The organism is Mesorhizobium sp. M7A.F.Ca.CA.002.15.2.1 (genome assembly GCF_003998715.1).
In the GTDB taxonomy this organism is placed as follows: domain Bacteria; phylum Pseudomonadota; class Alphaproteobacteria; order Rhizobiales; family Rhizobiaceae; genus Mesorhizobium; species Mesorhizobium ciceri.
In genome coordinates, this window is the sequence record NZ_RZPI01000106.1 from 1 (window position 1) to 11,160 (window position 11,160).

The 11,160-nt window shown below is 64.0% G+C and carries 10 protein-coding genes; 5 read left to right on the forward strand and 5 right to left on the reverse strand.

Going from position 1 to position 11,160, the window contains the following annotated elements; translation table 11 throughout:
- Positions 1 to 774, forward strand: a 774-nt coding sequence (locus ENZ74_RS09110; RefSeq protein ID WP_164760976.1) for an electron transfer flavoprotein subunit alpha/FixB family protein, incomplete at its 5' end; no start/stop codon positions are given.
- A gap of 208 nt (positions 775 to 982) precedes the next feature.
- A complete protein-coding gene (locus ENZ74_RS09115) occupies positions 983 to 1,861 on the forward strand; it encodes a 3-hydroxybutyryl-CoA dehydrogenase (RefSeq protein ID WP_013529423.1) in 879 nt (292 codons plus the stop codon).
- A gap of 56 nt (positions 1,862 to 1,917) precedes the next feature.
- On the opposite strand, the gene ENZ74_RS09120 is transcribed toward ENZ74_RS09115, so the two are convergent.
- From ENZ74_RS09120 to ENZ74_RS09130, 3 genes are all read right to left on the reverse strand, one after another.
- Complete coding sequence (locus ENZ74_RS09120; protein WP_082826552.1) at positions 1,918 to 3,957, reverse strand: PAS domain S-box protein; 2,040 nt, start codon at positions 3,955 to 3,957, stop codon at positions 1,918 to 1,920.
- 134 nt (positions 3,958 to 4,091) lie between these two features.
- Positions 4,092 to 4,730: an NrsF family protein gene (locus tag ENZ74_RS09125; RefSeq protein ID WP_013529421.1), complete on the reverse strand. Its 639-nt coding sequence runs from the start codon at positions 4,728 to 4,730 to the stop codon at positions 4,092 to 4,094.
- A gap of 1 nt (position 4,731) precedes the next feature.
- Positions 4,732 to 5,283 (reverse strand): sigma-70 family RNA polymerase sigma factor, encoded by a 552-nt coding sequence (locus ENZ74_RS09130; RefSeq protein ID WP_013529420.1) that lies wholly within the window; start codon positions 5,281 to 5,283, stop codon positions 4,732 to 4,734.
- Between the two features lie 261 nt (positions 5,284 to 5,544).
- Between ENZ74_RS09130 and ENZ74_RS09135 the strand changes: the two genes are divergently transcribed.
- The 3 genes from ENZ74_RS09135 (at position 5,545) to ENZ74_RS09145 (ending at position 9,386) form a co-directional block, all read left to right on the forward strand.
- Positions 5,545 to 6,552, forward strand: coding sequence for an iron ABC transporter substrate-binding protein (locus ENZ74_RS09135; protein WP_013529419.1), 1,008 nt, complete (start codon positions 5,545 to 5,547; stop codon positions 6,550 to 6,552).
- A 174-nt stretch (positions 6,553 to 6,726) separates the two neighbouring features.
- Complete coding sequence (locus tag ENZ74_RS09140; protein WP_063170345.1) at positions 6,727 to 8,307, forward strand: iron ABC transporter permease; 1,581 nt, start codon at positions 6,727 to 6,729, stop codon at positions 8,305 to 8,307.
- The gene (locus ENZ74_RS09145) at positions 8,304 to 9,386 is read left to right on the forward strand and encodes an ABC transporter ATP-binding protein (protein WP_013529417.1); all 1,083 of its coding nucleotides are present in this window, start codon (positions 8,304 to 8,306) and stop codon (positions 9,384 to 9,386) included. The genes ENZ74_RS09140 and ENZ74_RS09145 overlap by 4 nt, the downstream gene beginning before the upstream one ends.
- Before the next feature lie 36 nt (positions 9,387 to 9,422).
- Here the strand turns inward: ENZ74_RS09145 and ENZ74_RS09150 are convergent, their stop codons facing one another.
- Together ENZ74_RS09150 and ugpE are read right to left on the reverse strand one after the other, a co-directional pair.
- Positions 9,423 to 10,484 carry a sn-glycerol-3-phosphate import ATP-binding protein UgpC gene (locus tag ENZ74_RS09150; RefSeq protein WP_024503776.1) on the reverse strand — a complete coding sequence of 354 codons (1,062 nt, stop codon included), beginning with the start codon at positions 10,482 to 10,484 and terminating at the stop codon, positions 9,423 to 9,425.
- Between the two features lie 7 nt (positions 10,485 to 10,491).
- Positions 10,492 to 11,160 (reverse strand): sn-glycerol-3-phosphate ABC transporter permease UgpE (ugpE, locus tag ENZ74_RS09155; RefSeq protein ID WP_127312739.1); only part of this gene is annotated, 669 nt, incomplete at its 5' end.

An 11,160-nucleotide genomic window follows, 5' to 3' on the forward strand; every position in this document is an offset into this window, starting at 1 on the left:
GGCGTGAGCAAGGTGCTGTTGGCCGAGGCCGACGAGCTTGCCGAGCGCCTGGCCGAACCGACGGCAGCGCTCATTGTGTCGCTGGCGGGCGCCTACGACACCATCATCGCGCCGGCGACCTCGTCGGGCAAGAATGTCGCGCCGCGCGTGGCTGCGCTCCTCGATGTCGCGCAGGTGTCCGAGATCATCGAAGTCGTATCGCCCGACACCTTCAAGCGGCCGATCTATGCCGGCAACGCCATCCAGACGGTGCAGTCGAGCGACGCCAAGAAGGTGATCACCGTGCGCACCGCCTCCTTCCAGGCAGCCCCCGAGGGCGGCTCGGCAGCCGTCGAGACCGTTAAGGCCGCGGCGAATCCGGGCCTCTCCACCTTCATCGAGAACAAGCTTTCCGAGACCGACCGTCCGGAGCTGACCTCGGCCAAGATCATCATCTCGGGCGGCCGCGCGCTGGGCTCCTCGGAGAAATTCCAGGAGGTCATCCTGCCGGTTGCCGACAAGCTCGGCGCCGCGGTCGGCGCTTCCCGCGCCGCCGTCGATGCCGGCTATGCGCCGAACGATTGGCAGGTCGGCCAGACCGGCAAGGTGGTTGCCCCCGATCTCTACATCGCGGTCGGCATCTCCGGCGCCATCCAGCACCTTGCCGGCATGAAGGATTCCAAGGTCATCGTCGCCATCAACAAGGACGAGGAGGCGCCGATTTTCCAGGTTGCCGACTACGGCCTCGTCGGCGACCTGTTCGTCATCCTGCCGGAACTGCAAAAGGCGCTTTGACGCTTTCTGCCAAAGCGTATTAAATGGTGAGGGTGGGGTAGACGAAGTCGCCCCGCCCTTTTAGTTTGCACCGCACAAAAAGCAGGCCGCAAAGGCTGAAAGCAATCCAGCAAAAGTGCGCAGCGGTTTTGCGTCCGGGATTGCGGTAAAATAAAAGGTGGAGCGCTTTCGCAGTTCAAGCGGAAGGGTTCAGGACGGGATCGGTGTAATGAGCAAGATCGAGACGATCGGCATCATCGGCGCGGGCCAGATGGGTGGCGGCATCGCCCATGTCTCCGCGCTTTCAGGCTACAAGGTATTGATCTACGATATCTCGCCCGACCGCATCGAGAAGGGCATCGCCACGATCAGCGGCAACATGGCCCGCCAGGTGGGGTCCGGCAAGCTCGACGAGAAGGTGCGCAACGATGCGATGGGCCGCATTTCGGCCGCGCCCGCGATGGCCGATCTTGCGGGTGCTGACCTGGTGATCGAGGCGGCGACCGAGGACGAGACGGTCAAGCGCAAGATCTACGCCCAGCTTTGTCCGCAGCTCAATCCCGAAGCCATCCTGGCGACCAACACCTCGTCGATCTCGATCACGCGGCTTGCCGCGCAGACCGACCGGCCCGAGCGGTTCATCGGCATACATTTCATGAACCCGGTGCCGCTGATGAAGCTGGTCGAACTGGTGCGCGGCATCGCCACCGAGGACCAGACCTTCGAGGCAGCCAAGACCTATGTGAAGCAGCTCGACAAGACGATCACGGTCTCGGAGGATTTTCCTGCTTTCATCGTCAACCGCATCCTGCTGCCGATGATCAACGAGGCGATCTACACGCTCTATGAGGGTGTCGGCTCGGTCGACGCCATCGACACCGCGATGCGGCTCGGCGCCAACCATCCGATGGGGCCGCTGCAGCTGGCTGACTTCATCGGGCTCGATACCTGCCTGTCGATCATGCAGGTGCTGCATGACGGCCTGTCGGACTCCAAGTACCGCCCTTGCCCGCTCCTGGTGAAATATGTCGAGGCCGGCTGGCTCGGCCGCAAGACCGGGCGCGGCTTCTACGACTATCGCGGCGAGCATCCCGTCCCGACGCGCTGAGCGGATCGTCGGCGCAAATCAGGGACAAGCCTTTCGGTTCAGCGGCGACGGGTCTATCAGGAGGCCACCGCCAGTGGCTCTGTCCGGCCATCCACGATCTGTGCGTCGGGCGCCACGGAGACACAGCCACGGCCCGCCGCCTTGGCGGCATAGCAAGCCGCATCGGCCCTGGCGATGATCTCGTCGACCTCGCCACAATTGGCATTGATCGCAGCCAACCCGATGCTGGCGCCGATCACGTGAGGACGGCCGTCCCAGGTGAAGTCTAGCCCGCCGATCGCATCGATGATGGAGCGCGCCGCGATCTTGGCGCCGGCTGCCGAACCCGATTTCAAAACGACCGCGAATTCGTCGCCGCCGAGGCGAGCGACGATGTCGTCTGGACCAAGCACGCCGCGAATAGCCACGGCAACCCGCTTCAGCAGCGCGTCTCCCGCCGCGTGGCCACCCGTGTCGTTGACCAGTTTGAAGTGGTCGAGGTCGATGAACATGAACTGATGTCCGGCGCCTCCGACCGACCTTGTCGTGTCGCCGACCAACCTTGTCGTGTCGGCGGTGCCGTCCTTGCGCGCCTGGTCGACGAGGTCCTCCATGGCGCGGATGAAGCTGGAGCGGTTGGCAAGGCCGGTCAGCGCATCGTGTGCCGCGGCGTGGGCGAGCTGGCGCTGCAGCGCGCGCGCATCGGTAAAGTCCTGGAAGACGATGACCAGCCCGCAGAATTCGTTGCGGTCGTTGACGATCGGCGACACCACCTGGCGGATGCTGCAGCGCGTGTCGTCGCGCCGGATGAGGACGGCGCGGCTGTTCTGGTCGGCGGGCGCATGAACGCCAACCGCGGGCCGGGTCACGCCGATCCTGTGCCCCGTCTCCTCGTCGACCGCCCAGTAGACATGGCCAAGCATCTTGCCGAGAGCCTCGCCGCCGGCAATCCCGGTCAGCTTTTCGGCGACCGGGTTCATGAAGGTGATCCGGTTTGCGGCATCGGTGCAGATGACGGCATCGCCGATCGATTGCAGCGTCACCCTCAGCCGCTCCTTTTCATCGGCAAGCATTGCCGCCGACACGGTGAGGCGCTCTTCGGCCTCCTTGCGGCGGGTGATGTCGGTCAAGCTGCCGATGGCCCTGATCAGCCGTCCATCCTCATCACGTTCGATGGCCTTGCCGCGGTCGAGGATCCACACCCAGTGGCCATCCTTGTGGCGCATCCTGAACTCGGCCTCAAAGAACGGTGTCTTGCCCTCGAGATGAGCGCGATCCGCTTCGGCGACAGTCTCGCGATCATCAGGATGGATCATCGTCAGCCAGCGGTCGGTGTCGCCATCGAGCTCGCCATCCGCATAGCCCAGCATCTTGACCCAGGTCGAGGAATAGGTCGTGCCGCCCTTGCGCATGTCGAGGTCCCAGACGCCCTGGCCGGCGCCGGCGAGCGCGAAATTCCAACGCGTTTCCGCTTCGGCAATGCGCGCCTCGGCCTGCTTGCGAGCGTCGATGTTCTCGATTTGCGAGACGAGATAGAGCGGGCGGCCGCTGGTCTCATCGCGAATGACCGAACCGGCAAGATGGGCCCAGACGGGCGTTCCGTCCTTGCGGAGATAGCGCTTCTCGAAATGGAAGGAATTGACCGTGCCCGCCTTCAGATCGTCCATCGTCTCCCGCCCGATCTGCTGGTCGTCGGGATGCGTGATCTGGAAGAAAGTCAGCGTCTCGATCTCTTCGCTTGTGTAGCCAAGCATGGCCGCGAAGGCCGGATTGGTCTGGCGGATGCGCCCATCGAGACCGACAACGACGATACCGATCGCTGAATCCTCCATGGCGCGGCGGAAGCGCAGCTCGCTCTCGGCGATCTGTTGGCGATCCATGCTGATCCTGCGGGTGGACAGGGCGGCGAGGAACAGCGCGCCCGCCGCCACTGCCATCGCGATCTGCAGGCAGAGTTTCAAGGCTTCGGTGCCCAGGTCCAGGCGCGACAGCAGGATCGAGGCCGCCAGCACGCCCAGGCCGGCGACGAGCAACGCCAGCCCTGCACGCCCAAGAGATTCTCGGCTGGTCAATCCTCGCCGCATCACGATACGTGCCACCCCCGTGCGCAAACGCATGTTCTCGCCTCAACCTTGGCGGATCGATTTTAAGGAAAGGTTGCGTCAGGCATTCCGGTGCCATCGCTAACCGGCAAACAATTGCCGGCATGATTAAGGATCGGTATGCGCGAGCGGGCGAGCGTGGCGCAACGCTACCAGCGCACGAAAAACCGTCCGCCGAGCGCGCCAAGCAATGCGAGCGCTGCAATGGCTATCGTGTACCAGGTGGCGACGAAAAGCGGCGAATCGTCGAAGCAGTGGGCGGCATAGAAGGTTGCCGCCAGCCCGCCGGCGAGCAGGCCTGCCACCGCACCGGCAAGCACCGGCCGTGTCGGCGCCCCGTAGCGCAGCATCCACAGGAAGATGGCAAGCGGACCGAGGCCGATCAGCGGGATGAAAGCCATGCAGATCATCATGTTGGAGCCGACCATTTTGGTTCCCCACAGCGCCTCCGGCACCATGAAAAGCTCCAGAACCACCGCCACGGCTACCAGCACTGGCGCCGCAGCCATCCCAACCATCGCCCGGCCCGTCGACGCACCCGGTGTCGACAAGGCGCGGATCAGGGCGAAGGCGCTGACGGCAAGCACGATGGTGAAAACGAATTTGGAAAGGAAGCGCATCGTGTGCGCGGCCGCCATGAAATCCGGGCGTGGGCCGATGGTCAGCAGGAAAACGACGGCCGCGATCACCGCTGCCGCACCGGCGGCCAGCCACCAGGCCGATTGCAGCGGCATCGCCTTGCTGGTTGCATCGGCGTCCAGCGCCTTGATGAGATCGTCCGTTCTCATGTCATTCCCGCCCGAACCGCCCCTGCCCGAATCGCTTGGCTATCGCGGCAAGTCCGCGATGCAGCGACACCCGCACCGCCGTCTCACTGATGCCGAACTTTGCCGCCGTCTCGCCGATGGACCGCCCTTCCACCGACACGGCCGAGACCACGGAGCGCTGAGCCGGCGACAGACCGTCCAATGCACGGTTGATGTCGCGCTCGCTGACGGTCTCGGTTTCCGGCTCGGCGAACGTCTCGGCGATATCGTCGACGTCGATCTCGATGCGCCGTCCGCGCCGCCTGAACGCATCGATCAGCTTGAAGCGGGCAATCGCATAGACCCACGGCAACACCGGCGCATCCTGACGCCAGGTATGCCGTTTCACATGAATGGCCAGCAAGGTTTCCTGCACGACATCCTCGGGATCGACCCCGCCCTGCACGATCTTGCGCCTGGCAAAACCGCGAACCAGCGCGGCAATCCGGTGCAGAAAGTCGGCGTAAGCCCTTTCATCTCCCGCGATCGCGGCCCGCATCAGCCGGGAAAGTTCGGCCTCGTCCTTGCCGCTCACAAGAGTTCACTCCCCGATTTTCGCGTCTCGGCGCTGATTTGTTACGTGGCCGGCGAAATAATGTCCAAGCCAAACTGTCGGCAAATCACGAAAGTTTGCGGCACCGCCGAACCGTGAGCATCACGCGGAATTGTCCGTTCGGCACCGACCTTTGCACGTCAGCGACCGATTGACGCACATCAACAATGTTGACTATAGCTGTCATGTATCGATAGGTGCAGCCGTGACAGACCCAGGACCCCCGAAATCGAGGACAATGCCATGAAATACGCTCTTTCCACCCTCGCCGGCGCCGCCGCGCTGGCAATCAGCCTCATCGCCGGTCCGGCAAAGGCGGAAGAGGATGGCATCATTGTCTACAACGCCCAGCACGAAAGCCTGACCAAGGCGTGGGCCGAAGGCTTCACCAAGGAAACAGGCATCAAGGTCACCGTGCGCAATGGCGGCGACAGCGATTTCTCCAACCAGATCGTCGCCGAGGGCGCTGCTTCGCCCGCAGACGTCTTCCTGACCGAAAACTCACCGGCCATGGCGCTGGTCGAAAGCGCCGGCCTGTTCGCGCCGGTCGACGCGGACACGCTGGCGCAGGTTCCCCAGGACTATCAGCCGGCCAGCGGCAAATGGGTCGGCGTTGCCGCGCGCAGCACGGTCTTTGCCTATAACAAGACCAAGCTGACTGCCGACCAGTTGCCCAAGTCGATGCTGGACCTCGCCGATCCGAGCTGGAAAGGCCGTTGGGCCGCCTCCCCCTCGGGCGCCGATTTCCAGGCCATCGTCAGCGCCCTGCTCCAGCTCAAAGGTGAAGCCGCTACCGCCGACTGGCTGAAGGCGATGAAAACCAATTTCACCGCCTACAAGGGCAACAGCACGGTGATGAAGGCGGTCAATGCCGGCGAGATCGAAGGCGGCGTGATCTATCACTATTACTATTTCGGCGATCAGGCCAAGACCGGCGAAAACAGCAAGAATGTCGCGCTGCACTATTTCAAGAACCAGGATCCGGGCGCCTTCGTCTCGATCTCCGGCGGCGGTGTGCTGGCTTCGAGCAAGCATCCGAAGGAAGCCCAGGCGTTCCTGAAATGGCTGACAGGCAAAGGCGGTCAGGACGTGCTGAAAACCGGCGATTCCTTCGAGTACGCGGTCGGCAAGGGTGCGGACTCCAACCCGAAGCTGGTGCCGCTCGCCGATCTGCAGGCGCCGAAGGTCGATGCCACGACGCTGAACTCCAAGAAGGTCACCGATCTGATGACGGCAGCCGGCTTGCTTTAGTTGCCATTCGTCCTAAAAGGACACCCGACCACGCTCCCGCGGGAATTCGCCTTCCGCGGGAGTGATTTTGTTTTTCGAGATGGCATTCGTCGATGACGACACGCTGTGTTCCCGACCGCGATCGCGGTCTTTCAATTGCTGCCGCTGGACGGCAACGGCACGGCGTCTGACCTGATGCAGTCCGCGGTCGATCTCGCGCATTCGGGCCTGCCTTCGGGCACAGGCCGAAGGGCTCGGCGACGCGCACCGCTTTGGCTGGTCCTCGCCGCCATCTTCGTTGCGCTGCTGGCGCTGGTGCCGCTTGCCTTCATCATCTGGATCGCGGTGCAGACCGGCTGGGAAACAGTCTCGGCACTGGTCTTCCGGCCGCGTGTCGGCGAGCTTCTGGTCAACACTGTCCTGCTGGTCGCGCTCTCGGTGCCGATCACCATCGTGCTGTCGGTTTCGCTGGCCTGGTTGACCGAGCGCAGCGACCTGCCGGGCGCCCGGCTCTGGGCCTGGCTGTGCGTGGCGCCGCTCGCCATCCCGGCTTTTGTGCACAGCTATGCCTGGGTCACCATGGTGCCGGGACTGCACGGCCTGTGGGCCGGCGTGCTGGTTTCCGTGATCGCCTATTTCCCGTTCCTGTATCTGCCGGTGTCGGCGGCGTTGCGCCGTCTCGATCCCGCCCTGGAAGACGCCGCCGCCGCACTCGGCCTGGGGCCCCGGCGCGTGTTCTGGCGGGTCGTGCTGCCGCAATTGCGGCTCGCCATCTGCGGCGGCTCGCTGCTGGTCGGCCTGCATCTGCTGGCCGAGTACGGCCTCTATGTCTTCATCCGCTTCGACACCTTCACCACGGCGATCGTCGACCAGTTCCAGTCGACCTTCAATGGACCGGCCGCCAACATGCTGGCCGGCGTGCTGGTCAGCTGCTGCTTCGTGCTGCTCGGCCTCGAAGTGCTGGTGCGCGGCGAGGAGCGCTATGCCCGTGTCGGCTCCGGCGCGGCGCGCCATCAGCAACGCACAAGCCTCGGACGCGCCACCCTGCCTAGCCTGCTCTTGCTTGTCGTCATCACGCTTTTGGCGCTCGGCGTGCCGTTCGTCACCATTGGCGGCTGGCTTGCCGCCGGCGGCGCCGCTGTCTGGCGCTTGGACGAGATCGGCCTGGCGCTTGGCCAGACGCTGTTCCTGGCGCTCGCCGGCGCGTTGCTCGCCACCGTCGCCGCCATGCCGATGGCCTGGATCTCGATCCGCGCGCCGGGGCCATTGCAGCGTCTTCTGGAGGGCTGCAACTACATCGTCGGCTCGCTGCCCGGGGTCGTCATCGCACTGGCGCTGGTCACCATCACCGTACGCATCGCGCTGCCGCTCTACCAGACCTTGTTCACCATCCTGGTTGCCTATGCGCTGATGTTCCTGCCGCGCGCGCTGGTCAGCCTGCGGGCATCGATCGCGCAGGCGCCGGTCGAACTCGAACGCGCCGCTTCCAGCCTCGGCCGGCCGCCGCTGCAGGCGCTGTGGTCGACGACGATCCGCCTGTCGGCGCCGGGTGCCGCGGCCGGCATGGCCCTGGTGGCGCTCGGCATCATGAACGAACTGACCGCCACCCAGATGCTGGCACCGAACGGCACCCGCACGCTGGCGATGGCTTTCTGGTCCTACAGTGGCGAGATTGATTATGCCTCGGCGGCACCCTACGCCTTCATCATGGTGGTGATGTCGCTGCCCTTGACCTGGCTGCTCTATGTCCAGTCGAAACGGATGGCCGGACGATGAGCTTTCTCGAAATCAGCGGCCTGCACAAGCAATACGGCCCGGTGGCGGCCCTTGCCGGCGTCGACCTCAGCGTCGCCAGCGGCAGCCGCACGGCGATCGTCGGTCCTTCCGGTTGCGGCAAGACGACCCTGCTGCGGCTGATTGCCGGCTTCGAGGCTCCGGACCAGGGCCACATCACGCTCGACGGTGCCATATTGGCCAACGGCGGCGCTGCGGTGCCGGCATATCGCCGAGGCATCGGTGTGGTGGCGCAGGATGGTGCCCTGTTTCCGCATCTGACCATTGGCGACAATATCGGTTTCGGCATGGGCCGCGGCGAGGACAAGCGCGCTGAGCGCATCGTCGAGCTCGCCTATATCGTCGGGCTCGACAAGGCGATCCTCAAACGCCGCCCGCACGAGCTTTCCGGCGGCCAGCAGCAGCGTGTGGCGCTGGCCCGGGCCATGGCGATGAAGCCCAGGCTGATGCTTCTCGACGAGCCGTTCTCGGCGCTCGATACCGGCCTGCGCGCCTCGATGCGCAAGGCGGTGGCCGAACTTCTGGAGGCCGCCGGCATCACCACCATCCTGGTGACGCACGACCAGGCCGAAGCGCTGTCCTTCGCCAGCCAGGTCGCGGTGATGCGCGACGGCAAGTTCTCGCAAATCGGCACGCCGCGCGAGCTCTATCTCAAGCCGAAGGACAGGATGATCGCCGAATTCCTCGGCGACGCCATCATCCTGCCGGCCAAGATATCAAATGGCTTCGCCAACTCGCCGCTCGGCCGCATCGCGGTCGACACCCATGACAGCCGCGATATCGCCCGCATCATGCTTCGCCCGGAGCAGATCGCGCTGAAGAGAACGTCGCGCGAGGGTATGTCCGGCACCTCGGACATGCTGTTCGGCGAGGTGACGGAATCCGAATTCGCCGGCTCGATGTGCACGGTCGCGGTGCGGCTCTTGAACAATGCCGATCCGCCCGATGCGGCAGCGATCGGCAACACGCCGCTGGTCCTGCGCAAACCGGGCATGGACGCGCCGGCGGTCGGCGAGATCGTCCGGCTGACTGTATCGGGAAAGGCGCATGTCTTCGCCTGAACGCCGCGTGGGTGGAGCGTAGGCATATCTTTCTGATTAGCCGACGCGCTTTCCGGCCTGATCGAACCAGTGCAGCTTTTCTGCCTTGGCAACCACGCGCAATTGGTTGCCAACCGTGGCGGTGGCGCGACCCGCGACCCGCACGACGATCCTGCTGCCACCTGCAGCGCAGTGAAGGAAACTTTCGGCGCCTACCGGTTCGACTGCCTCGACCAGCGCCGGCAGGATGAGCGCGCCGGACGGTGCCTCGGACCCGAAGGTGACGTCGGCATCCTCGGGGCGGAAGCCGAGCGTGACGGCGTTCGCAGGCGCAAATTCAATCGTCTTGCCATCAGCCAGCGCCGGACCAGCCGGCCCTTGCGAAAGGGGCAGGAGATTCATCGGCGGCGCGCCAATGAAGGAAGCGACGAAGGTCGAGGCCGGCCTTTCGTAGACGTCGAGCGGCGCCCCCATTTGTTCGACCAGTCCGGCATTCATGACGACGAGGATGTCGGCCAACGTCATCGCCTCGAGCTGGTCATGTGTGACATAGACCGACGTGACGCCAAGCGAGCGCTGCAGGTTCTTTATCTCGACGCGCATCTGGCCACGCAATTTGGCATCGAGATTGGAAAGCGGCTCGTCGAAAAGGAAAACCCTCGGATTGCGCACAATGGCACGACCCATGGCGACACGCTGGCGCTGGCCGCCGGAAAGCTCGCGCGGGCGGCGGTCGAGCAGCGCCGAAAGTTCCAGTATTTTCGCCGTCGCGCGGACCCGGCTGTCGATCTCATCTTTCGGCGTGCCGCGGTTGCGCAGCCCATAGGCCATGTTGTCGTAGACTTTCATATGCGGATAGAGCGCGTAGTTCTGGAACACCATGGCGATGTCACGCTCGGTCGGACCGGTTGAATTTACGATCTTGCCGTCGATCGCAACTGTTCCCGAGGAGATGGTTTCAAGCCCGGCGATCATTCTGAGCAGCGTGGACTTGCCGCAACCCGACGGGCCGACCAGCACGCAAAGCTCCTTGTCGGGAACCGCGATTGAAACGCCCTTCACGGCCTCGAAACCGCTGGGGTAGACCTTCTTCACATCCTTCAGATCGACGGTCGCCATCAGCTTCTCACTTTTCGGAATCGACCAGGCCGCGAACGAACCAGCGTTGCATCAGCACCACGACCAGGATCGGCGGCACGATGGCCAGCATCGCTGTAACCATGACCAGGTGCCATTGCGTATCGGCATCGGCGAAGGAGACCATCTTTCTGAGCGCGATGACGATCGTGTTCATGTTGCTGCTGTTGGTGACGAGCAACGGCCACAGATACTGTGTCCAGCCATAAATGAAGAGGATGACGAACAGCGCCGCGATATTTGTCCGCGACAGCGGCAACAGGATATCGAAGAAGAAGCGCCACGGCCCCGCACCGTCGACCCGCGCCGCCTCAACCAATTCGCCAGGAATCGTCATGAAGAACTGGCGGAACAGCAGCGTGGCGGTGGCCGAGGCGATCAGCGGGATGATCAGGCCCGCATAAGTGTCGATCATGCCGAGATCGACCATCACCTTGTAGGTTGGCAGGATGCGCACCTCGACGGGGAGCATCAGGGTGATGAAGATCAGCCAGAAGAAGGTCATGCGCAGCGGAAAGCGGAAGAACACGATCGCATAGGCAGACAGGATCGAGATGAATATCTTTCCCACCGCGATGCCGAGCGCCATGATCGTCGTGTTGAGCAGCAGCCTGCCGACGCTGACGCCGCCGATGCGGCCGACACCGCCGAACAATGC